This window comes from Bradyrhizobium sp. 215_C5_N1_1 (genome assembly GCF_052075935.1).
Lineage (GTDB): Bacteria > Pseudomonadota > Alphaproteobacteria > Rhizobiales > Xanthobacteraceae > Bradyrhizobium > Bradyrhizobium barranii.
This window is the reverse complement of record NZ_CP197228.1, coordinates 4,966,570-4,988,941: the sequence shown is the minus strand read 5'-3', so window position 1 is coordinate 4,988,941 and position 22,372 is coordinate 4,966,570. Positions and strand designations below refer to the sequence as shown.

The window sequence follows — 22,372 nt, the reverse complement described above, 5'->3', positions numbered from 1 at the left end:
TACGGATGCGTCGGCTACGCCGTTCGACGCTGCCGCAAGCTTTGGGAGTCCAGGTCATGAGCGAGCATCGTGCCGCTGCCAGACATCAGACGTTGCGAACCGGGATTGTCGAGTTCGACAACGGCACCGGCAGCCTCGTCAGCGTGCCCTGCACGATCCGCGATGTCTCCGGCACCGGCGCCCGCCTGCAGCTCAACTCGTCGCTATGGGTCGCCGAGCAGTTCACGCTGGTCTTCAGCAGCGGACTGCGCAAGGACTGCCGCGTCGCCTGGCGCAAGGGCAGACTGATCGGCAGCGCGTTCGCCGAGGGTTATGCGAGCCCGGACGAACAGGCCGTCATGATGACCGCGGACGAGCAGTCCCGGCACCGGCTCGGGATCGGCGCGCGTGTTAAAGCGGCACGCGAGACCCGCGGCTACACCGCACTCCAGCTCGCCGAGCGCATCGGCGTCACGCCCGCCTTCCTGGCGCTGGCCGAGAGTGGCGAGGCGGACATTCCGCTCTACCAGCTGATGCACATCGCCGATTTGCTGATGGTCGGCCTCGACGGGCTCGTGGCAGGTCCGGCGCCTGAGGACGTCGACGCGTAGGGGGCACACCTCGCGGAACTGCGCGGCCAACAAAAATGTCGAAAACAACCCCATGCACAGTAGAAAACACGCATGATTTCAGGGGGCTGCGAGACCGAATTTTGTGTTGATCCGTCGGCAAGCCAGGTCGTTGCTTGCCTCGCATCGATTTCGGTGATCCCGAATAAAATTTGACTCGTCGGGCAAAACAGGGGCACTATGGCATGGTGGCGCCGGTGCGACGGACAGGTGCGTCGCCGGGGCCGCGGGGCGACATGCCGAAAAAACCGAAAAGCGAAGCGACAAGAAAACCGCAAAGAAAACTGAAGACCTACCAGACCTCGCTCGGCTTCTACGACCAGGCGGTCGCCGCACCCTCGATGAAGGCGGCGCTGGAGGCCTGGGGCGCCAGCTTCAACCTCTTCCATCAGGGCGCCGCGAAGGAGACCAACGACCCCGACATCGTCGCGGCGACCATGGCAAGCCCGGGCGTCGTGCTCCGGCGCCCGGTCGGCTCCGGCGGCCCGTTCACCGAGAGCGCCGCGCTGCCGACCGATCTCGCCGACGATGAGGCCAAGCCAAAATCCAAATCCAAGTCCAAATCCGAGTCGAAGCAGCGTCCGGCCGAGGGCGTAACAAAACAGTCACGCAAGATTGACGATCAGGACGCGCGCAAAGCCGCCGCGGCGTTCGAGAAGGAAGAGCGGCGGCGAGACGCCGAGCGACGCAAGGAAGAGGCCGCCCACGCTAAGCAGCGCGCGCGCCGCGACAAGGCGGTCGCCACGGCCCAGGCGGCGTTGGACAATGCGAGGCGGCAGTACGATGCGAAGGCGGAGGCGATCGAAGCCGAGCGGGCCGCGCTCTACGAACGCGCCGAGGCCGAGCAGGGCCGGTGGGACAAGCAAAGGAAAAAGCTCGAGGAGGCTCTGCGCCGCGCGCGCACGTAGCGCGAGCGAATTTAGCTTGCCTTGCCTTGCGTCCTTTTGCACTCTTCCAGGGAAGGAGACCAACGCATGAAGATCATCACCGCCGCGTGTGCGCTCGGAACGGCCCTGGTGCTGTGCAACCTCGGGATATCAGGCGCTGAAGCCCGGACGCGGAAGGCCCAGGTGGTTCGCGAACCACAGCAGAGGCTTATCGTCACGGCGCCCGTGCTCAGGCCGACGCCGTGGGATTACTACATTGTTCCACGATATCGTTATCGCCCTGAAGACGACCGAGTCGATCCGAACGGCCCGCCCTATGTGTCGTCATGGGTCCGCTATGAGGGATGGCGGTGGCCGTACTGGTGGTAGAAGAATAGATGCGTAGGATGGGTAGAGCGACTTGTCCGCCGTAGCTCGAAGAGCGAAGGCGGAAGCGAAACCCATCGATAGCTGTCGCGGCACGATGGGTTTCGCAAGCGCTCCTCCCATCCTACGTGCTGCTCCTCGAGGCATCCCCGAGACGTGCTATGCTCCTGGGCGGGAGGAATCAGCATGAGAGTCCCTACCGCGATACTCGCCCTGCTTCTTTCGAGCCCGGCCGCCGCCCAGGAGTGCCAGACATGCTCAATGGCCGACGCCTGCATGAAGGAGTACTCTAAGGCGACGTTGGAGGCCCAAAGGGCCACGAAGCAAGCAATCCGGGACTGGAAGCAGAATCTGGACAGAAAGGCCTCCGCCGAACTGTCCAGCAGGGGCATACTCGCATTGCAGGACGCGATGGAGGCGCAGGTTCGTTCCGAGCTGGAGCGGCTGAAGGAGTGCCTGGCGAAGATCAGGTAGGGCGCAAGCGCGCGGCGGAAAGCACCCGCATATAGGGACGGGTTGAGCCTTTGCCAAAACGCATGATCTTCGTGGCTGGCAAGGCACTGGTTGCGCCTTCTTCGCGGCAAGCCTCGCATAAGCGCGCGTTAGGAAAGCGATGAGTGTTGGAAGGATATCAACGCGCCTCAAAGCGCCGGCCAGCCCGCTGAAGCACGCGCCCTCGCGACTATAATGTCTAGGCTGGTGCACTGCGCTTCGCGCAGCCGCAGGCAAACCCACCCTACGGGGCATCCGCCGATAGTCGCAGGAACTGCCGCTTCATCGCGTTGACCCTGGCGATATAGCTTGCAACCGAGTGATCGCCGCAGCGTTCGTCGGCGATCATCTGAAACTTGCGGCGCGCGTAGGCTGTGGCGGGACCGGCGCCGCAGAGATGGATGAAGGCGGCCAGATCCTGCTTCTGCTCGCGGCTTGCCTTCACATCGCCCGTGCGGGCGAGAACGTCAGCCACGTTGCGATCCAGATACACCGATGCCAGCTCGATGGCGTGGCTCGGGATCGCGCGGGTATAGAGGCCCGTGAACCCGCAACCGGTCTCCGTAACCGCGTTGCCGCGGACACAGAACCGTGCGGCGTCGGCGTAGGCGGGATCGGTCATCTGGTAGAGGCCGACGGCGCTGGAGGCGGGCCGGTAGATCGCGAGCGGATTGAGGCTCAATCGCCAGCGCCAGTAGGTGCGCGCCACCGGATTGCCCGAACTCTCGACCTGCGCCAGCGCCGCCAGCAATTCCGGCGTGATCGTCGCGGTGGAAAAGCTTCGGAACAGCGGCCCGTATTGCCGCCAGTTCTCGGCCGGTTCCTTGTCCAGCGCGTTGCCGACAAGGACGAACAGCTCGGTCGGCTTGCGGATGACGTGATAGACGATGTTCACAAGCGCTGCGACCGCAAGCAGGATCGCCACGCTACCCGCGATCCGAACCACGCTCGGTGCGCGCGCGAACCTCTTTCGCACCCACCGGGCGCCCCGCCGGACGCTGCGAAGGCGGGGGAGGCGGCTCTTGCTTTTCCTTGGCATGGGTCTGGTGGAAGCGCGTGGATGAGTTGAGGCTTTGCGAAATCCATCACCTGACGAAGTTGATGGGGATCGATCCGCTCCACCCATCCTATGGATCGTGTGGGGGTATCACTGCAACGATTCGTCCCTATCCTCTGAGAGTTGGGGGCACCGTCACCGCAATTCGAACCGCGACTAGGAGAGGTTGAGCGCTGATGACATCCATCATCGCTGCGTGCCGGGGTGGAAACTGCACAAAAATGGCAAAGCTGCGACTGTCAACGACATATCTGATTAGAAGGTCGCTTATCCACGTAATACACTCAGCGCCGTTTGGGGTACGGGGAGCGTATTGGGAGGGTCAATCATGGCAAGTGTCGAACAATTGCGCAGACGTGAAGGCGTAAACCTGGTCCAGCTCGAGGCGGACATTGCATCGGTGCGCACGGGAAGCTCGATTGCTTCAATTGCGCTGCCCGATTACGTCGAGCACACCGAGGGGGTCACGCGCGTGGGCGCGCTCAGTGCAGAGGCGGTCATTCGTGACTATGAGTCCGCTGCAAAGGAGATCGAGGCCATGGGCGCCGAGCTGATCGATGCCGCGCGAAAATGCGAGGCGCTGACAGCCCAGGTCCATGATGCGATCGCCTTCATGCGCGAGACGGCAGCGGGGTATCGCGACGAGGGGCGGAAGATCTTCAAACGCATCGAGGAATGCGCGCTCTTCACGGAAGACGTCCGCAAGACGTGCGAGCAGGTCAAGCGCAGGATGAAGGACGTCTCGGTCGGCGAGTACTGCAGCGAGGAGCTTGCGACGGAAGAGCTCGAGCCGACCGGGATCGAAGCCAAGGTGTCGGTGTGCGAGGTACGGTGAGGCGGGCGTAGAGCGTCGTTCGCAGGATGGGGTGAGCGCTCGCGCGCCCCCATCCTGCGGGCTGGGCTTCAAAGCCAATCGCGCGTCGACGGGAAACAAGCCCGTTTGCGAGAGTCCCAGACGTAATCCGAACCGCCGCAAGGCGGACGCGCACGCGACGTGGCCGGACATTGATTCCAGACCCGCGCACCCGTTGCCCAGCCATCGACCACGCACGCGCCGGAAACGGTGGCGTGGCAACCGGTGCCGCAGCCGTCTGCGGCGCTGGCCGCGCAGACTGCAAACAGAAGCATCATGGGGGTCAACAGGACGCGTGAAAGGTGCCTGGTCATGGGCTTGCTCCTTCATGCCGAGGCCCGTCGTGACGTCGCACAGATCTGGCCGAGGGCCTGCCGGCCGATCACCGCGCAGCATAGCACCAAGGTTCTTGGCACCAAGGCTCTTGGCACCAAGCCTCTTGGCCGAGAACGCTGACGGCTTACCAATCCGGATCGTAGGGGTCGGCCATATAGGGCGGGGGCATCCAGCGTCCTCGCGGCGGCGGTGGCCTGGGCCGCCGGGGGGCGGTCGCTTGCACGTGCGGCCGTGCAGGCGCAGCCGTCTCGCTGCTCGTCGCGCTCCGCACGACGGGTTTCGCGGGTGCAGGCGCCGATGAAGTCGTCGGTTGCGTTTGCAGCGCCTGGACCTGTGCGGCGAGGCGCGCATTGTCCGCGGCATCCTTCTCCTGCGCCGCCTTGAGCTGTTGAATGGTGTCGGCCTGCTCGCGCAGCGTCTGCTCGTTGCGGCTTTTCAGTTGCTCGAGCTTTCCGTTGATGCTCGCAAGCTCGCTGGTGATGGTCTTGAGCGATTGCGCGAGATCGGACGATGACGGATCAGGCGCCGTGGCGCCGGTTCTTGGCGCGTCAGGTCTTGCAGCGTCAGGTTTTGGAGCCTCAGCTCTTGGAGCGTCAGTTCTTGGAGCGCTTTCCGTTTCCTTGCCGAGCGGCGGCGCGGGCACCGGACTGGGCCCATCCGCAGCAGCCAGTTGCACGGCCGGCGGTTGCGCCGGACTTTCGACCACGGACGCTCGCGCGGGTTCGCTCGCGGCCGGCGGAGCCCATCGCGCCATGATGGACCTGGTCATCGACTTGGCCTCATCGCGATATTGCGAAGCGAAGGCGGCGCCGAGAAGGCCGATCGCCAACACGAGGCCAACCAGGGCACGCAGCATGGTCCGATCTCCCTTCAGGCCTTGATTGCCCACCTTGCTAACCGGTGCCGGCACCTTGTCCTTGGGACCCTCGGCTGCCTTCGCTCCGGCGCTGGCCTGCGAGGTCCGCGGGGCTTCGTTGCCGCGTTCCATTCCGGAAACCAGCCGGTCCAGCCGCGCAAGGTCTTGCTCTGCGCTCTTGATCTGGTCATAGGCCCGCGCCAGCCCGCCATCGGCGCGCACCTCGTCCGGCTTGGCGGCCTCAGGCTTTTGGGCCTCAGGCTTGTCGGTATCAGGCTTGGGGTCGTTCGCTTCAGGCACCGATGCGCGCTCCATCCAGTCGGGCGTCAATGGGAGTGCGGCAGTCCGATCGTCGGAAGGATAGGCCTCACCGTTGTCCAACACAACGCGTGAGCGAAGGAGAAATTATGGCGGGCTACGGTTGCTGAAGCAGCCGGGCGCTGCTCCCCGGGGCATCCCTGCGACGTGCTGTGCTATCGCGGGAGGAAGCGCCATGAGGGTCTCCACCGCGACAGCCGCTCTGCTTCTTTCAGGTCCGGCCGCGGCCCCAGGAGTGCCAGACATGCTCAATGGCCGACGCCTGCATGATGGAGTACGTTAAGACGACGTCGGAGGCCCAAAAGGCCACCAAGCAAGCCATCCGGGATTGGAAGCAGAATCTGGACAGAAAGGCCTCCGCAGAATTGTCCAGCAGGGGCATACTCGCATTGCAAGACGCCATGGAGGCGCAGGTTCGTACGGAGCTGGAGCGCCTGAAGGAGTCCCGGCGAAGATCAGGTAGGGAGGGGCGCAAAGGAGGATCCAATGAAATCGCTTCTGCTGCTCACGGCGAGCGGTCCGCTGCTCATTCTCACCTCGCACCAGTCCCTGGACGACCAGAAGCTCCTTGGGGTGCTCAGGCAAAAAGGCATCGGCAAGTTCGTCGCGTTCGAGGTTCCCTTGTCGCTCGCCAGAGAGCGCTACGGCGGGCACTTTCACGCGGTCGAAAGCAATCTGCACGAGACCGATGATTTGAGAGTGCTCGACTTCAACGGCCAGCGGGTCTTTCAGCTCTTTCATTTCGAAGAGCTCGGTTCACCGATCCTGATAGAGCGGTCGTGATCCGGCTTTATTCGGCGGCGAAAGGGGATGTGTTGAGCAGGGCTGTTCCGAAGAGACGCCGATTGAGGTACGGTGGAAGCCTGGACCCGTGGAGTCTGCCATGACGTCATATACTGTCGGGTTGAAGCTCGGGGTGCGTGCCAAGGTGCTCACGATCGAAGCCGAGGACGCATTGGTCGCGGCGCTGAAGATCAAGCTCGAGAACCCCGAGGCACTCGTCACCTACGTTCGCAAGTCAAATCGGCGCGGCGATCGTCGCCACCCGCACGAAGTGCAGCGGGCCAAGACAACCGGCTAAAGCGCGATGAGATTGAGATGAATCGTCATCGCGCTTTAGGTTGTTGTTTGAGCATGATCTTTTCGGAAAACCGCTTCGCACTTTTCCGGATCATGCGTTAGCCGATGCCGAGACCGCGGCAGGTAGCCCGGATTTCGCTTCCGCCTTCGCTCTTCGAGCTACGGCGGACAAGTCGCTCCATCCGGGCTACGCTCGCTCCCCCCGCTGTGTCGGAATACGCAGTTGTCATTAGTGACGTGTCGCGCGGATTTCGAGCGTCGTCTGGGTGAGCTTGGCCACGAATCCCTCAAAATGCATGACCCTTTGTCTGGTCAATTGTCCATGCAACTCGGCGATCTTCTGGGATTCGGCGATCAACGATCCGCACACCTGTTTCGCGTACTCCATCTGAAGCTCAAAGGCCTCGACGGGTGAGCGCGCCGCCGCGAGCTTTCCCAGGAAGTTCCAGGCGTGCTCAAGCGACGTCCTCGTGTAGTCGCTATAGGCATCGGCAATCGCCTGCGGGCTGGCCTGGGAGGGTTCCACCGGTGCGACGGGCGCGCTTGCAGCGATCTCCATCCCGGAAGCCTCGCCTGGCAAGGCTGCAGCCGAGGGTATCTGGGCACTGATCTCTCGGCTCGTCTCTTGCCTTATCTCTTGCTCGGCCTCTTGCCTGTTCTCTTGGGTGCTCTCTTGCTTGTTCTCTTGGCTGATCTCCGCCGAGGCATCCGGCAATTGATGGGCCGCAGTTGCGTGTTGCTCGCCGGCCCTGGTCCGTTGCCCGGCCTTCTTCTTCGCGCCGCGCCGGCCGGATTTTCCCGTTGTCTTATTTTCGCCCGCACTCAACATTGCAAATAACTCCTGAATATCGCTGAAGCCGCAAGCCTCCGTCGTGTTTGCGCTGAAATCGCGATTGTGGGTTGTTGCTTGCGTGGCGGCCATGTGGTGAGATTTTGCCGGGCATCGGCAAGGCGCAATTCGCGGGTGACGGCCTCGACTGCTTCGCGGAGCCTGTCATCGGGCCGCGCTCCGCGCGGACCCGGTGGCTCGCAATGACGGGCGTCCCGGTCCTTGCGCGTTCGTCGTCACCCGAACAGGGCGACATAGATCACGTAGAGCCAGCCTAAGATGCCGTGGATGATCGCCCACAGGATCGAATGATTGTTGGTGTACGAGATTGCGATGGCGAGTGCGGAGCCAAAACCCACGCCGTATTTGGCGCCCTCGACCCGAACCCCGTAGTAGCGATTGCCGTTCATGGCGGTCCTTCCTGCGGGCCACGCTTGCTCATCATGCCTTATAAAAGTCTTCCGGTAATTGTGAAATGGCACACAGACGGCAGCCCTCGGGTCTGCTTCTGTGGCGCCGACACTACACCTCGTGCGCTTGCTCGGCGATGCGCACCGGCGGGTCGGCATTTGGCAATTTCGGGATGATCGCTATGGGCGTTTTCAATCGCACGGCCATGCTTTGCAGCTCTTTCATCGAGTCCACCATGAGCGGGTGAACCGAGAGAGTTTCGCGTGCGCGCAACGGCGCGTGCAGGGATTTTTCTTGAGGCCCCGCCGGTGACGGACGGGGCCTTTCCATTTTTCATGTCAGCCCACGACTGCCCGGCGGTGCCTTCGCGAAGAAGGATGCAGGGTCATGTGGGAGTATTTTGGACCCGATTTCGCTTTTGACGTGGTGAAGGGATTTGTCGCTGGCGTTGCCTCCATGGCGTTTCAGGTCGTGGCGCCGCGGGCGTTTCATGCCGCGAAGCGATTTCGCGCGCACTGGGTTGCCAGAAAAGACGAAAGACAAGCCGCAAGGCAAGCACGCCGCAACGCGCCGGCGAATGATGAGCCGTGAGGTCTCTGGGCGAAGCGAAACCCATCAACAGCCGTCATGGCACGATGGGTTTCGCAAGTGCTCTACCCATCCTACGGACAAGCTAACCGCCGTCATCCGCCGCCAGGCGCTGAAATTGCCGCTTCATCGCATTGACCCCAGAGATATAGCTTGCGACGAGATGATCGCCGCAGCGCTCGCCGGCCGTCAGCTGAAAGTGGCGGCGTGCGTAGGCCGTGGCGGGACCGGCGCCGCAGAGATGGATGAAGGCGGCCAGATCCTGCTTCTGCTCGCGGCTTGCCTTCACATCGCCCGCGCGGGCGAGAACGTCGGCCACATTGCGGTCCAGATACACCGATGCCAGCTCGATGGCGAGGCTCGGGATCGCGCGGGTGTAGAGGAAGGTCGACCCGCAGCCGGTCTCCGTGACCGCGTTGCCGCGGACACAGAACCGTGCGGCGTCGCTGAGGGCCGGATCGGTCATCTGGTAGAGGCCGACGGCGCTGGAGGCGGGCCGGTAAATCGCGAGCGGATTGAGGCTCCATCGCCAGCGCCAATAGGTGCGCGCCACCGGATTGCCAGAGCTCTCGACCTGCGCCAGCGCGGCCAGCAATTCGGGCGTGATCGTCGCGGTGGAATAGGTGCGGAAGAGGGGGCCGTATTGGCGCCAGATCTCGGCGGGGTCCTTGTCGAGGGAGTGGCCGACGAAGGCGAAGAGCTCGGTTGGTTTGCGGATGATTTGATAGGCGATGTCGAGGAGGGCGAGGGCCGCAAGCAAGACTGTTACGCTGAGCGCGATCCGGACGATCCGCGGTGCGTGGGCGAACGCCTTTCGCATCCGCCGAGCGCCTCTTCGGAGGTTGCGAAAGCGAGGGAGAGGGTGGCTGCGTTTTCCTGACATTGCGCTTGCGCAGCACTGTCACCGCAATTCGAGCTGTGATCTCAAGACGCTGAAATCTCAAGAGCTGGAGCCGGCCATCAATAGCGGCCGCCGGTGCCCTTTTGCTGCGTGATCCAGTCCGACAATGTTTTCGGTGTCGATCCCGCAGTCCGGCCCGGTGATGCCTTCGGATTGTCGCGGACGCCTTTCGTCGAACGGGTGCGCGGCGATTCCGTTGCGTTGACGCTCTTCAAGGCAGCCGTCGATGCCTCTGCGGCTTCCTTCTCGAGCCGCAACTGTTTCAATCGCGCCATCTTGATGCGCTCTGCCTCGACTTCGGGTCCGTCGGACAGCAGCGGCTTGTGTTGAGCCAACTCCGCCGGGACCATGACACCGATAATGGTTGTCTCGCCGAGCGCCTTGCAGGCTTCGAGCCGATGCAGTCCCTCGACCAGAACGAGGCGGTCTCCGTCGGGCCGAACGAAAATGGGGGCCTGTTGTCCGATGTCCAGAATACTTTCGGCGATCTCCCCGACGATCTCGGGCTTGATGGCCTTCTTCATTTTCGTGGGAACGAAAATCTTCTCGATCGGGAAGCTTTCCGATGTGGGCATAACTCGACTCCGCTTCTACCGGGCCCGTCGGAACCCATGCCGGTGGTGTTGGGAGTTTAGGAGAGAAGGGTTCGACGGCAAAGGCAATTTCGGCGGCAGGGTGTTGATGAGCATCGAAGCCGGAACCAATCTGCGATGACGGTGACAGTGCAATCAATCGAGGTCGCGCACTAAAAGCGATCCGAACCCGCAGATCGGAGCGAGTGAATTTAGTGCGCTGTCACCGTAATTCCATGATCAGCTCTTGCCGCCAAGCCATCGTGCATCATGGGTTTTGTGCACTGTCACCGTAACTCTACGGATTGCTGCATTTCATCAGTGGGGCGGCACCTTAAGAATATACTTGTGCAGCCCAGTCGCGAATGAACGTCCCAAGTCTTGCCATGTCGCGTTTCGAGACTCGTCCAGAATGCATGATCACGTTGCGAGAACGTTCGATTACTTCGAAAATGTTTGATGCCCATTCGATATTGGGGAGCAAAGGAAAGCGATCCTGATTCTGGCGAATGATATTTAAGAGGTTCGGAAGCATCGTAAAATTGATAGGATCGTTACCCCTCGGCGTGTGCCAGCGTATCTTCTCTTCCTCCTCCATGCGCTGAGCAGCTTGCTGACGAATTTTGTCTGACACACACGTAGCCCACCAATTTTCTCCGACTTCCTCCTTGAGCGTCGAAGAGATCAACTCCCTGACGGAGTTTTCAAAGGCCGCAATCAGAACGTAAACTTGTGCCATCTGGCGTGCCTCCTGAACGAACCGCTCGTCAAGGGCATCAAGAGCTAGCAATGCTTCGACGTCTTCCGTGGCTTGGTCGTTAGGCTCAGAAGATTCCGCAATTACGGAATCGATCGCCTCTTTGGCGAGCAGGCCTCTAAAGACAAAGCTGTAGATTCTATCCGAGGGGGTCATCCGATGAGATGCTCCCGCAGACTTCGGAAGATGCTGTCGTAAATCTTCGGATCTCTGGTTTCAGGTAAGACGACTTGGATTACGTAGTTGAGGCCGCCAAAACTCGGAGGGGAGGCCGTTGCGCCATTTGCTTGTGGCATCGTCGGTAAACTCTGGGGTCGCTCATCCACTTGCGCACTCAAAACGGCGTCCGAGAGGGACGCTTGTTTTTTGAAGTCAGCAAGCTTGCAGAGTTCTAAAAACGTCATCGCCATCTTATCGATGACAGATTCCGAAAATTGCCCTTGGCCTAGGGTTTTCATTTTATTCATGACGTCAGTTTTCGTCATGTTCTGGGCGCTTGTATTGACCTGAAACAGGTCACGATAGGCATCTCGGATACCTTCTGCGAGCACCACGGCAGACTGTGTTTGGTCTAGAAAACGAAAATAGCGCTCTGTGGGTGATCCGTCTGGTCCAATCAAACCGACCGACTTAAGTACGCCAACAATCAACCGGTCCGCGGTGGATTTGAAGTCCAGTGACTCTAGGAATTTGATCGTGAATTTGGAGGGTGCTTGAGCGGCCTTCATTGCCTCCAAAATCGCACCGAGGTTTTTTGCCGAAGTTAAATAGCTGCGAGGAAGCGCCATACTCTACCCCTAATTGAAAGTAGAGATGTGCATGATCTGTTCTTTTCAATCAACAGCAGTGGTCTTTATATCCACAACTAAAGGCCGATAAGACTGGATCTATTCTGGCTCGTTAACAGGCGGCTAATCAGGCGGTTACGTTGCCCCGATTGCTCTTTTCTTCTCCGGCAGCATCTTCGGGTTCCTCATAACGACCATATACCCCCAAGAACGATCCTCGGGGATGATATTGGCCATCAGAGCCAAGGAAGGAGCCGGGTAGATGATAGACGCCATCGGATCCCAGGAATGATCCGGGGAGATGGTATCGACCGTCAGAGCCTAAGAACGATCCGTGAGGATGATATTGGCCGTCTCGACCGAGAAACGCTCCTTGCGCGTGATATCGTCCATCTGTCCCAAGGAACGAGCCTGCTGGATGATACTTTCCGTCGGTCCCCTGGAATTGGCCGGCGGGATGGTAGCGTCCATCGCCGCCGACAAATTGTCCTCTGCGATGGTATCGACCATCCGAGCCAAGAAACGACCCTGCTGGATGATATCTGCCATCGGCGCCGAGAAAATATCCCTTGGGATGATACTTGCCATCGACCCCAAGGAATGACCCCATGGGGTGATACTTTCCATCCACGCCAAGAAATTTTCCCGCCACCGCAATCTGCTCCTCTAGGTTACGAACACCCCGTCGTGGACCCGCAAGTATCGCACTTCATGCACGTGCCATTCCGCACCAGCGTGAAGTTGCCGCACTCCGAGCACATCTCGCCTTCGTAGCCCTTGGCCTTCGCTTCCGCGCGGCGCTCGGCCTTGGAGGGGACCAGGGTCTGCGCGGTGCCGGATTTGCTCCACTGGAGCTGCTCGAGCTTCTCGGTCGGCGAGAGGTCGTGGCTTACTTCCTGCTTCAGCGCGACCGCGCCTTCCAGGGCATCGCCGACCCGCGCGCTTGCGCCGTGCGAGGCCAGCGCCGTGACCTTGCTGCCACCGGTCGGGGCGCTGTCGTTGCCCTGGGCGACCGCGGCGGAGCCGCCGCGCATCACGACGAGGTTGTCGGTGCGGGAGCGGGTGAGGCCGCGCGAGACCAGCTTGGTCGCGTGCTGGGTCTCGTCCGGCTCCTTGCCTTCCTCGACGCCCTTGCCGAGTGCGTCGAAGTTCGACTCGGTCGGATCGACATGGGCGAGATCGAAGCGCGACATGTAGCTCACCGCGAGCTCGCGGAAGACGTAGTCGAGGATCGAGGTCGCGTACTTGATGCTGTCGTTGCCCTGCACGGGTCCCGCCGGCTCGAAGCGGGTGAAGGTGAAGGCGTCGACATATTCGTCGAGCGGCACGCCGTACTGGAGGCCCAGCGACACCGCGATGGCGAAGTTGTTGATGAAGGAGCGGAGCGCCGCGCCTTCCTTGTGCATGTCGATGAAGATCTCGCCGAGACGGCCGTCGTCATACTCGCCGGTGCGCAGGTAAACCTTGTGGCCGCCGACGACTGCCTTCTGGGTGTAGCCCTTGCGGCGATCCGGCATCTTCTCGCGCTCGCGCATCACGATGATGCGCTCGACCAGCTTCTCGACGATCTTTTCCGAGACCTGGGTGGCACGCGCCGCCATCGGCTTCTCGTAGAGTGACTCGACCGCATCCTCCTCGTCCTCATCGTCGGCGATGAGCTGCGAGTTGAGCGGCTGGGAGAGCTTGGAGCCGTCGCGATAGAGTGCGTTGGCCTTCAGCGCCAGCTTCCACGACAGCATGTAGGCGGACTTGCAGTCCTCCACCGTGGCGTCGTTCGGCATGTTGATGGTCTTGGAGATCGCACCCGAGATGAAGGGCTGGGCCGCCGCCATCATGCGGATGTGGCTCTCGACCGACAGATAGCGCTTGCCGATCTTGCCGCAGGGGTTGGCGCAGTCGAACACCGAATAGTGCTCGGCCTTGAGGTGCGGGGCACCTTCCACCGTCATCGCGCCGCAGATGTGGACGTTGGCCGCCTCGATCTCGCGCTTGGTGAAGCCCACGGCCTGGAGCAGGTCGAAGCCGGGGGCGGCGATCGCCTCGGCACCGATGCCGAGCTGGTCGCGGATGAAATCTTCGCCAAAGGTCCACTTGTTGAAGGCGAACTTGATGTCGAAGGCGGTCGGCAGGGCCTTTTCGACCTTGGCGATGGCTTCATCGGTGAAGCCCTTGGCCTTCAGCGTCGAGGCGTTGATGGCCGGCGCGTTGGAGAGCGAGCCGTGGCCGACGGCGTAGGCTTCGATCTCCGCGATCTCGCTCTCGCGATAGCCGAGCGCGCGCAGCGCCGCGGGGACCGCGCGGTTGATGATCTTGAAGTAGCCGCCGCCGGCGAGCTTCTTGAACTTCACCAGGGCGAAGTCGGGCTCGATGCCGGTGGTGTCGCAATCCATGACGAGGCCGATGGTGCCGGTCGGCGCGATCACCGTGGTCTGGGCATTGCGATAGCCGTGCTTCTCGCCGAGCTCGAGCGCCGCATCCCAGGCTGCCTGCGCGTGGCTGACGATGTCAGCCTGCGGGCAGGACACGAGGTCCATCGGCACCGGGTTCACCGAGAGCGCCTCGTAGCCGTTGGACTGGCCGTGGGCGGCGCGGCGGTGGTTGCGGATCACGCGCAGCATGTGCGCGGCGTTCTTCTTGTAGCCCGGGAAGGTGCCCAGTTCAGCAGCCATTTCCGCGGAGGTCTTGTAGGTGATGCCGGTCATCACAGCGGTGAGGGCGCCGCAGAGCGCGCGGCCTTCCTTGCTGTCATAGGACAGGCCCATGGTCATCAAGAGGCCGCCGATGTTGGCATAGCCGAGGCCGAGCGTGCGGAACTCGTAGGAGAGTTCGGCGATCGCGCGCGACGGGAACTGCGCCATCATCACGGAGATTTCGAGCACGATGGTCCAGAGCTGGCAGAGGTGCTCGTAGCCGGCGACGTCGAACTGCTTGGTCTCGGTGTTGTAGAACGTCAGCAGGTTCGCAGACGCCAGGTTACAGGCGGTGTCGTCCAGGAACATGTATTCCGAGCACGGATTGGACGCGCGGATGTCGCCGGACGCCTTGCAGGTGTGCCAGTCGTTCATGGTGGTGTTGAAGTGCAGGCCGGGATCGGCCGACGCCCAGGCGGCGTAGCCGATCTTCTCCCAGAGGTCGCGCGCCTTCAGCGTCTTGGTGATCTTCTTGGTGGTGCGTCCGACGAGATTCCAGTCGCCATCCGTTTCCACGGCGCGGAGGAAGTCGTCCTTCAGCGAGACCGAGTTGTTGGAGTTCTGGCCTGATACCGTGAGGTAGGCTTCCGAATCCCAGTCGGTGTCATAGACGTCGAACTGGATGTCCTTGTAGCCCTGCTTGGCGAACTGCATCACGCGCTTGATGTAATTGTCAGGCACGAGGCTGCGGCGCGCGAGCTTGATCTCGCGGCGGAGCGCCGGGTTCTTCTCGGGGTCGAAGCAATCGTCGCCCGAACCTTCGCAGTTCACGCAGGCCTTCAGCACCGCCTTGAGGTGCTTCTGGTTGATCTTGGAGCCGGTGACGAGAGCGGCGACCTTCTGCTCCTCCTTCACCTTCCAGTCGATATAGGTCTCGATGTCGGGGTGATCGACGTCGACCACGACCATCTTGGCCGCGCGGCGCGTGGTGCCGCCCGACTTGATCGCGCCGGCTGCCCGGTCGCCGATCTTGAGGAAGCTCATCAGGCCGGACGAGCGGCCGCCGCCGGAGAGCTTTTCGCCTTCGCCGCGCAGGCGGGAGAAGTTGGAGCCGGTGCCGGAGCCATACTTGAACAGGCGCGCTTCGCGGACCCAGAGGTCCATGATGCCGCCCTCGTTGACGAGGTCGTCACCGACGCCCTGGATGAAGCAGGCGTGCGGCTGCGGGTGCTCGTAGGCCGACTTGGACTTGGTCAGCTTGCCGGTGAAGGGGTCGACGTAATAGTGGCCCTGGCCGGGGCCGTCGATGCCATAGGCCCAGTGCAGACCGGTGTTGAACCATTGCGGCGAGTTCGGCGCGACCATCTGCATGGCGAGCATGTAGCGGATCTCGTCATAGAAGGTCTGGGCGTCCTCGTCGGAGGAGAAGTAGTTGCCCTTCCAGCCCCAATAGGTCCAGCAGCCGGCCAGCCGGTCGAACACCTGCTTTGCGCTGAGCTCGCTGACGAAGCGCTCTTTCTCAGGGAGAGCGGCGAGCGCCTCGGTGTCGGGCACGGAGCGCCACAGGAAGGAGGGGACGGATTCCTCCTCGACCTTCTTCAGGCGCGCGGCGACTCCCGCTTTGCGAAAGTACTTCTGGGCGAGCACGTCGGAGGCGACCTGCGACCACTCGGTCGGCACCTCGACGTTCTCAAGCTTGAACACGACCGAGCCGTCGGGATTCCGGATCTCCGACGTGGTCAGCCGGAAATCGATCCCGGCGTAAGGTGACTGTCCCGAAGTGGTGTGGCGCCGCTCAATCCGCATGGTCTTGCCCCGTCCTTTTATCTGCCGGACTGCCTCCGCAAGGCGCCCGGGTCGCTATTTCGGTTCGCGATTCCTCCGAGGGCCTCATCGGCCCAAAGGCTTCGCAGTTCAGCCGGTGGATCCGGCCCAGTTTCTCCCGGCGCGATGGTTCTCATCCGCCGGCATGTCCACACCCATCCGCCCCCAAGGGGATGTGCGCGACATGCGTTCAACGCCCCACACGCCACTTCAACCAATGCCATCCGAGCCTGTTGCCGGCCCGTTCTGGCGCCCGAAGGTCTGCATTTCGAGGGCAGACAAGCCCTCATCCGCGGCCTTTGGCTGGCTTGGCGGAGTGGCGATTTGCGAGACCCTTTGGGGGAGTGCCGGCGGGACGCAAACTCACTCGCGCCGAACGGACCGAAAGCTAGGACTCTCCGTTGCGCCCGTCAAGAACTAGTGCGAGTTCCTGAATCAAATACTAAATATGGTGGATTGCGGGGGATAACAGGGGGCAAGCCCGCGCCTGTTGTTGAGCCAAGTATCAGTGAGTCCTCAGGGATTCCCAACCAAAAAAATTTGCATCCCGTGACGATACGGACCCTTCACCCCGCTGTTCACAGGGCAGGTATATTTTTCGGGACCGGGCTTGCCTCAGCGGGACTCACGTAGGGCTACGGAAGGTGAGGGCAGGCATGCCCGCCGGGGTGGTGGTGGCGCGTGCGAATCCGCGCCAAGCTGACCGCGATTTTGCCGGGTACCCCACATGCTTGATTCGACTCGCCGGGATGCGCGACCGCGCATCGCCCCGGCCGGCCTGATGTTCCTCGCCATCACCTCGATCGGCTGGGGCTTCAACTGGCCGGTGACGAAGTTCCTGCTGTCCGAGCTGCCGCCGCTGACGCTGCGCGGGGTGACTGGCGTGCTGGGCGCGGTGTTGCTCGCCGCCCTCGCGCTGATCCGCCGGCAGAGCCTCAAGGTGGGGCCGGGGATCTGGCCGCGGCTCCTGACCGCCGCCGTCCTCAACGTCACCGGCTGGATGGTGCTGATGGGCCTGGCGCTGCTCTGGCTGCCGGCCAGCGAGGCGGCGCTGATTGCCTACACCATGCCGGTCTGGGCCTCGCTGATCGCCTGGCCGGTGCTGGGCGAGCGGCCGACCGTGCTGCGCACGCTGGGGCTGGTGATGGCCTTCATCGGCCTGGCCTCGATCATGGGCGGCAACGGCTTTGCCGCGAGCGTGGAGAAGCTGCCGGGCATCATCATGGCGCTGGCCGGCGCGCTCGGCTTCGCCATCGGCACGGTGTTCTCGAAGAAGTACCCGATCCATCTGCCGCCGATCACGGCCGCGGCCTGGCAGATCGGGATCGGCTGCCTGCCGATCTCGATCATCGGCCTCTTGGTCGAGACCACGCATCTTTCGCTGGTGACGCCGGTCGGCTGGTGGCTGCTGGTCTATTCCACCGTGGTGCAGTTCTGCATCGCCTATGTCAGCTGGTTCGCAGCGCTGGCGCGCCTGCCGGCCTCGGTCGCCGCGATCGGCACCATGGCCGTGCCTGTCATTGGCGTGGTCGCCTCCGCGCTGGCGCTGGGCGAGCCGTTGGGGCCGGGCCAGATCGCCGCGCTGATCTTCACGCTGGCTGCCGTGGTGCTGGCGACGCGCTAGCTCGAGAACCAGGCATCACCATGCGTAGCGGATCGCGCCCTTGCCGGCATAGCTTTGCGTGACATTCGAGAACTCGCCCTCGAACGTCGCGGCGGCAGACCAGCCGTTGGTCCACTGCCATTCGGCCGAGGCTGTGGTCAGCGCAGAGTCGGGCGCCTGCGCCGCACCGTTGACGACGAAGCTTGCGCCCGGCAGCGACTGGAAGGTCGGGGCAATCGAACGATCCGGATTAAAATCATGCGCCCATGCAAGGCGGCCGCGCAGCGTGACGATGCCGTTCTGCATGGCAAATGATTTGTCGGTGCGAATGCCGAGCTCGCTGCGCGTGTCGGTCACGCTCTTGGCGGCATAGGTCTGTGCAAACAACAACGAACCGGCGACGACACTTTCGGCATAGGCCGGCAGGTCGAATGTGGTGAATTGCCCTGCGGCGTAAGGGGTGATGCCGAGACCGCCCAGCGTCGGCATGACGAAGCGGTAGCCACTTTCCAGGCGGCCCGAATACGCGTTCGCATTGAACTCGGCGCGCAGGTGGTCGATGCCGGCGACCGTGACGATGCGGTTGGTCGTGATGTCCTGCCAGCCATAAGCCAGCGCAGCAATGATGTAGGCCGCACCGATGTTATGGCGAACGAAGGCGCCGGCCTGGAACAGGTCGGAGCTGCCATAGCCGAGGCCGTTGACGTTGAAGCCGGTGCGGCCGCCCGCCAGCGCAAATCCCGCGAGCGTGTCCGGCGAGACCCGATAGTCCGCACCGACCGCGATGCCGTAGATGCTGCTCGCGCTGTTGTTCGAGCCGATGATTGCGTTACCGGCCGTGGTCTGCGAGCCGCCGAAGCCGGCGGCCCACACGCTCCAGCGCTGTTCGAAGGTCGGGACTGCCAGCGCCTTGGTGGACATCGCCGCATAAGCGTCGCGCTCGCCAACAGTTCGACTGCGTGCCGCGTAGGCCGAGCCGTCCTCGGCATACGCATTCGGCGGGCCGCCGGCGCTGACGGGACCGCGGCGACCGGAGATGAATGGATCCGTCATCACGCCGATGAACTGGTTCATCGCGTTGAACGTCGTCTGCTGAGAGCCGGTGGCGCTCTCGCTGGAGACCTGGGTCAAGCCGGCGGGATCGAGCCCGAAGAAGCCCATCGGAAGGCCGCCGTTGTTGTTGAAGGCGTTGGTCAGCGCGTTGGCGACGTTCTGTTGGTTGACGTTGAGGCCGGTGTAATTGGTGAAGGCGGCCGTCAGGTTCAGATAGGCGTTGTTGGCGTCATAGCTCAGCGTATCGCTCGCGCCCGTCGGCAGTCCGATATTGGTGATGCCCGCGAACGTCGTTCCGCCCCGTCCGCCGGCCGCGGTCAGGATCGTGTATGTCTTCGAGACATAGCTGCCGGGCAGGAAATTCGCGACCACGGTCGCGCCCGTCAACGTCACCGCGCCGGTGACGTTGGCGAAGCTCGACGTCGATGGATTGAGCGCAACGACGTAGAGCGCGCCCGATTGGAAGGCCAGATTGCCGGCGACCGTCGTCGACGTCCCCGGAGTGTTGACGGCTCCAGGCACGAACGTGCCACCGGCATTGACCGTCGTTGCGCCGACAGTGCCCGTGCCGCCAAGCGTGCCGCCGGCGTTCACGGTCATGGTCGAATTGGCCAGCGAGCCGTTCACCAGCAGCGTGCCGGCGGCGATCGACCACGGCAATGCAGCGCTATTGGTGCCGCTTAGCGTCCAGGTCGAAGCGCCCGTCTTCTCGAAGCTCGCGAAGCCTCGATACTGCGCAGCGGCGCCGATCAGCGAGACATCGAAAGAAGCAGTGGGGTTGGTGCTGCCGCCGAACTGCAAGGTGCCGTTGCCCGTCTGATCGACGACGTTGCCGCTGAAGCTGTAGCCGGCCTGAAGCTGCAGCGTGTTGGTGCCGCCGGTGAAGGTGATGGCGTTGGCACGCGTGACGCCGTCGCCGGCGAGACCGCCGGAAATCGATCCGCTGTTGATGATGCTGAGATTGGTGCCGATGACGCCGGCGCCGCCTGCACCGACCGCGCCGGAGACCCCGGCGGTGACGGTGCTGCTGCCGGAGCTACCGCTCGCGCCGGCGCTGCCGCTCACGCCGGAGAAGCCGTTCGTCCCCGTGGTGCCGTTCGTGCCGCCGCTGGCGGCCAAGGCCCCGGCACCGCCGACGCCGCCGGAGCCGCCGACACCACCGCTGCCGGCGCTGCCCGCGGTGCCGCCGAGGCCACCGCTGCCCGCGGCCCCGGCGATGCCGCCATTGCCGCCGGTGATCGTGCCGCGATTGATCAGCGTGCCGCCGTTGGAGAAGGCGGCGCCAACGCCGCCGGTGCCACCATAGCCGCCATTGCCGCCGCGGCTCGAGGCGCTGCCACCGTTGCCGGCATTGCCGCCGGCACCGCCAAATCCGCCGGTCCCGCCGTTGCCGCCATTGCCGCCGTCGGTCGAGCCGGCCACGTTGACGCCAGCGGTGCCGTTGCCGCCGGCGCCGCCAACGCCGCCGACACCGCCGTTGCCCGCATTGCCACCGGCGCCGCCGTTGCCGCCACTACCTGCGGTGCCGCCGCGGCCGCCATCGCCGCCGGTGATGATGCCTTGATTGGTCAGCGTGCCACCGTTTGAAATGGTCGCGCCGGCGCCGCCGGCGCCGCCATGACCACCTACGCCGGCATTGCCGGCGCTTCCTCCGCTCCCGCCGTTGCCACCCATTCCGCCGGCGGCGCCGCTGCCGCCGCTGCCGCCAGCGACGGCCGGGAGAAGGGCACTCGCGCCAGCACCGCCGGTGCCCGCTGTGCCGGCGTCACTGCCGTTGCCCCCGGCGGCGCCGTTGCCGGCATTGCCGCCGGAGCCGCCAAACCCGCCGGCGCCACCAGCGATGCTGCCCGAAACTGTAACGGTCCCGCCGTTCGTGAGCTGGACACCATCGCCGCCGCTGGATCCGCTACCGCCAATGCCGGCATTTCCGCCGGCGCCACCATTCCCGCCGTTGCCGCCAGCGCCACCAACCAGACCGTTGTTGCCATTGAGAAAGCCGGAGCCGGAGGACCCGTTGGCGCCATTGTCGCCTGTGCCGCCGGCGCCGCCAGTCCCGCTTGCGCCGCCATTGGCGCCGTTGCCGCCAGCGCCGCCATTGCCACCGGCGCCTCCCATGATCGTTTGGGAAATTGAGAGCGTGCCACCGCTCGTCACCTGCAGACCAACGCCACCGCCGGCACCATTGGCGCCATCGCCTGCGTGGGCGCTGGCGCTGCCGCCAGTGCCACCATTGCCACCGCGCCCGCCGGCTACGCCGAGCCCGATGCTGGATCCCGCGTTGCCGCCGTTGCCGGCCATGCCGCCGGCGCCGCCTGCACCGCCAGCGCCACCGCTGCCGCCGGTACCTGCCGTGACGCTTTGCAAAATCGTCACGGTGCCGCCACCCGTGACCTGGATGCCATCGCCACCGCTGCCGCCGATCGCACCGTTGCCGCCGGCACCAACCCCGCTATTGCCGCCGTTTCCACCGGTCCCGCCATCGAGCGCGCCGAGAACATTGGCGCCGGAAGCGCCCGCACCACCGCTCCCGCCGTTACCCGCTGTACCGCCGCGCCCGCCGCTGCCGCCATCGCCGCCAGCGACCGTTTGCAGGACCGTCGTGGTGCCTGCGCCGGTGACTTGCACGGCGGTGCCGCCATTGCCGCCGCCGCCGGCAGCGCCCCCGCTGCCGAGGACGTCGCCACCGGTCCCGCCGGTCACACCAGCGACGCCCAGGGAGAGAGCACTGGCTCCATTGCCGCCGCTCCCGCCGGCGCCGCCACTGCCACCAACCCCACCCGCGCCGCCGGTCACCGCTATCGAAAGCGTGCTGCCGCCGACGCTGACCTCTACGCCGGTGCCACCCCCACCGCCGCCGCCGCCGATGCCGCCGCTGCCCCCTCCCGCGCTCGCATCAAGGCCGCCAATGACAGCAGAACCATCGGCGCCGCTCGCACTGGCGCCGCCGTGACCGCCGGCGCCACCCGCTCCACCGGAGCCGGCACCGAGCGCACCTTCGCCGCCACCGCCGCCGCCACCGCCACTACCCGCAGTGAGGGCTGAGTTGCCGTTGCCGCCGTTTCCGCCGTTGCCACCGACAACGTTGCCGCCATCACCGCCCAGTCCGCCGTTGCCGCCTGAGGTGGCCGTGCCCCCGGAGCCTCCGGTGCCGCCTGCGGCAGCGCCGCCGCCGCCGCCCGCGCCTTGTCCGGTCGCGTTGTCACCGCCATTCCCACCGTTAGGAGAGGCGCTGGTACCGGCCGCGCCACCGCCGCCGCCCGTGCCATTGCCACCGGCTCCGCCAGCGCCGCCGTCGGCGCGCACCGACACGATCGTCAGCGCCAGTGCGACAGCCGTGCTCGCCAACAATGTGGGGAGCCTGAAACGGCGCCGGGTCGGACAAGAACCAATTCTCGATTCAATTATCAATTGTATTACCGGCAGCCTTGGCACCGACCCGCAGGCCATTCCGAGGTGAAATCCTCAGAAACAGACCGCAACATATTCGCTCGCCGAAGCGGCTCAACGAGAATGGTCTTGCCTGCCAGGAATACCGTTTGATTTCGGTCGCCTGTCACCCGAAA

Annotated in this window: 21 protein-coding genes; 9 read left to right on the top strand and 12 right to left on the bottom strand. The window is 63.8% G+C overall.

Going from position 1 to position 22,372, the window contains the following annotated elements:
- The first annotated feature begins 56 nt into the window (after positions 1-56).
- The 4 genes from AB7G19_RS24170 to AB7G19_RS24155 all read left to right on the top strand — a co-directional run bounded on the left by AB7G19_RS24170 (position 57) and on the right by AB7G19_RS24155 (position 2,335).
- Positions 57-590: a helix-turn-helix domain-containing protein gene (locus AB7G19_RS24170; protein ID WP_354113131.1), complete on the top strand. Its 534-nt coding sequence runs from the start codon at positions 57-59 to the stop codon at positions 588-590.
- 254 nt (positions 591-844) lie between these two features.
- On the top strand, positions 845-1,516 hold the full coding sequence (locus tag AB7G19_RS24165; protein WP_354113132.1) for a cell envelope biogenesis protein TolA: 672 nt from the start codon (positions 845-847) through the stop codon (positions 1,514-1,516).
- A gap of 66 nt (positions 1,517-1,582) precedes the next feature.
- On the top strand, positions 1,583-1,864 hold the full coding sequence (locus tag AB7G19_RS24160) for a hypothetical protein (RefSeq protein WP_071914421.1): 282 nt from the start codon (positions 1,583-1,585) through the stop codon (positions 1,862-1,864).
- Between the two features lie 183 nt (positions 1,865-2,047).
- Positions 2,048-2,335, top strand: coding sequence for a hypothetical protein (locus AB7G19_RS24155; RefSeq protein ID WP_063983572.1), 288 nt, complete (start codon positions 2,048-2,050; stop codon positions 2,333-2,335).
- Between the two features lie 262 nt (positions 2,336-2,597).
- Here AB7G19_RS24155 and AB7G19_RS24150 read toward each other — a convergent pair whose 3' ends face one another.
- Complete coding sequence (locus AB7G19_RS24150) at positions 2,598-3,392, bottom strand: transglycosylase SLT domain-containing protein (RefSeq protein ID WP_354113133.1); 795 nt, start codon at positions 3,390-3,392, stop codon at positions 2,598-2,600.
- 346 nt (positions 3,393-3,738) lie between these two features.
- On the opposite strand from AB7G19_RS24150, the gene AB7G19_RS24145 reads away from it, so the two are divergent.
- Positions 3,739-4,245: a hypothetical protein gene (locus AB7G19_RS24145; RefSeq protein WP_071914417.1), complete on the top strand. Its 507-nt coding sequence runs from the start codon at positions 3,739-3,741 to the stop codon at positions 4,243-4,245.
- Between the two features lie 68 nt (positions 4,246-4,313).
- Here AB7G19_RS24145 and AB7G19_RS24140 read toward each other — a convergent pair whose 3' ends face one another.
- Both AB7G19_RS24140 and AB7G19_RS24135 read right to left on the bottom strand, forming a co-directional pair.
- Complete coding sequence (locus AB7G19_RS24140; RefSeq protein WP_371498184.1) at positions 4,314-4,538, bottom strand: GCG_CRPN prefix-to-repeats domain-containing protein; 225 nt, start codon at positions 4,536-4,538, stop codon at positions 4,314-4,316.
- A gap of 185 nt (positions 4,539-4,723) precedes the next feature.
- Positions 4,724-5,770: a hypothetical protein gene (locus AB7G19_RS24135; protein ID WP_354113174.1), complete on the bottom strand. Its 1,047-nt coding sequence runs from the start codon at positions 5,768-5,770 to the stop codon at positions 4,724-4,726.
- A 489-nt stretch (positions 5,771-6,259) separates the two neighbouring features.
- Between AB7G19_RS24135 and AB7G19_RS24130 the strand changes: the two genes are divergently transcribed.
- Positions 6,260-6,556 (top strand): hypothetical protein, encoded by a 297-nt coding sequence (locus AB7G19_RS24130; RefSeq protein ID WP_014495618.1) that lies wholly within the window; start codon positions 6,260-6,262, stop codon positions 6,554-6,556.
- A 100-nt stretch (positions 6,557-6,656) separates the two neighbouring features.
- The gene (locus tag AB7G19_RS24125; protein ID WP_014495617.1) at positions 6,657-6,854 is read left to right on the top strand and encodes a hypothetical protein; all 198 of its coding nucleotides are present in this window, start codon (positions 6,657-6,659) and stop codon (positions 6,852-6,854) included.
- Between the two features lie 228 nt (positions 6,855-7,082).
- Here the strand turns inward: AB7G19_RS24125 and AB7G19_RS24120 are convergent, their stop codons facing one another.
- On the bottom strand, positions 7,083-7,775 hold the full coding sequence (locus AB7G19_RS24120) for a phasin family protein (RefSeq protein WP_354113134.1): 693 nt from the start codon (positions 7,773-7,775) through the stop codon (positions 7,083-7,085).
- Between the two features lie 143 nt (positions 7,776-7,918).
- Positions 7,919-8,092, bottom strand: a complete 174-nt coding sequence (locus tag AB7G19_RS24115; RefSeq protein ID WP_198518601.1) for a hypothetical protein — start codon at positions 8,090-8,092, stop codon at positions 7,919-7,921.
- 388 nt (positions 8,093-8,480) lie between these two features.
- On the opposite strand from AB7G19_RS24115, the gene AB7G19_RS24110 reads away from it, so the two are divergent.
- Positions 8,481-8,684, top strand: coding sequence for a hypothetical protein (locus AB7G19_RS24110; RefSeq protein WP_354113135.1), 204 nt, complete (start codon positions 8,481-8,483; stop codon positions 8,682-8,684).
- An 82-nt stretch (positions 8,685-8,766) separates the two neighbouring features.
- Here the strand turns inward: AB7G19_RS24110 and AB7G19_RS24105 are convergent, their stop codons facing one another.
- The 6 genes from AB7G19_RS24105 to AB7G19_RS24080 all read right to left on the bottom strand — a co-directional run bounded on the left by AB7G19_RS24105 (position 8,767) and on the right by AB7G19_RS24080 (position 16,135).
- Entirely contained in the window at positions 8,767-9,501 is a 735-nt protein-coding gene (locus tag AB7G19_RS24105; RefSeq protein ID WP_354113136.1) for a transglycosylase SLT domain-containing protein, read from the bottom strand.
- Between the two features lie 140 nt (positions 9,502-9,641).
- Positions 9,642-10,157, bottom strand: coding sequence for a ParB N-terminal domain-containing protein (locus AB7G19_RS24100; RefSeq protein WP_354113137.1), 516 nt, complete (start codon positions 10,155-10,157; stop codon positions 9,642-9,644).
- Between the two features lie 331 nt (positions 10,158-10,488).
- Positions 10,489-11,067: a hypothetical protein gene (locus tag AB7G19_RS24095; RefSeq protein ID WP_439036433.1), complete on the bottom strand. Its 579-nt coding sequence runs from the start codon at positions 11,065-11,067 to the stop codon at positions 10,489-10,491.
- Positions 11,064-11,699 (bottom strand): DUF5343 domain-containing protein, encoded by a 636-nt coding sequence (locus AB7G19_RS24090; RefSeq protein ID WP_354130244.1) that lies wholly within the window; start codon positions 11,697-11,699, stop codon positions 11,064-11,066. Before AB7G19_RS24090 ends, AB7G19_RS24095 begins: the two co-directional genes overlap by 4 nt.
- A 321-nt stretch (positions 11,700-12,020) precedes the next feature.
- Entirely contained in the window at positions 12,021-12,248 is a 228-nt protein-coding gene (locus AB7G19_RS24085; RefSeq protein WP_354113140.1) for a hypothetical protein, read from the bottom strand.
- Positions 12,249-12,370: 122 nt separating this feature from the next.
- Positions 12,371-16,135: a vitamin B12-dependent ribonucleotide reductase gene (locus AB7G19_RS24080; RefSeq protein ID WP_354113141.1), complete on the bottom strand. Its 3,765-nt coding sequence runs from the start codon at positions 16,133-16,135 to the stop codon at positions 12,371-12,373.
- 745 nt (positions 16,136-16,880) lie between these two features.
- Here AB7G19_RS24080 and AB7G19_RS24075 point away from each other — a divergent pair.
- On the top strand, positions 16,881-17,777 hold the full coding sequence (locus AB7G19_RS24075) for a DMT family transporter (RefSeq protein WP_354113142.1): 897 nt from the start codon (positions 16,881-16,883) through the stop codon (positions 17,775-17,777).
- A gap of 15 nt (positions 17,778-17,792) precedes the next feature.
- On the opposite strand, the gene AB7G19_RS24070 is transcribed toward AB7G19_RS24075, so the two are convergent.
- Positions 17,793-22,154: an autotransporter domain-containing protein gene (locus AB7G19_RS24070; protein ID WP_354113143.1), complete on the bottom strand. Its 4,362-nt coding sequence runs from the start codon at positions 22,152-22,154 to the stop codon at positions 17,793-17,795.
- Positions 22,155-22,372: the final 218 nt, after the last annotated feature.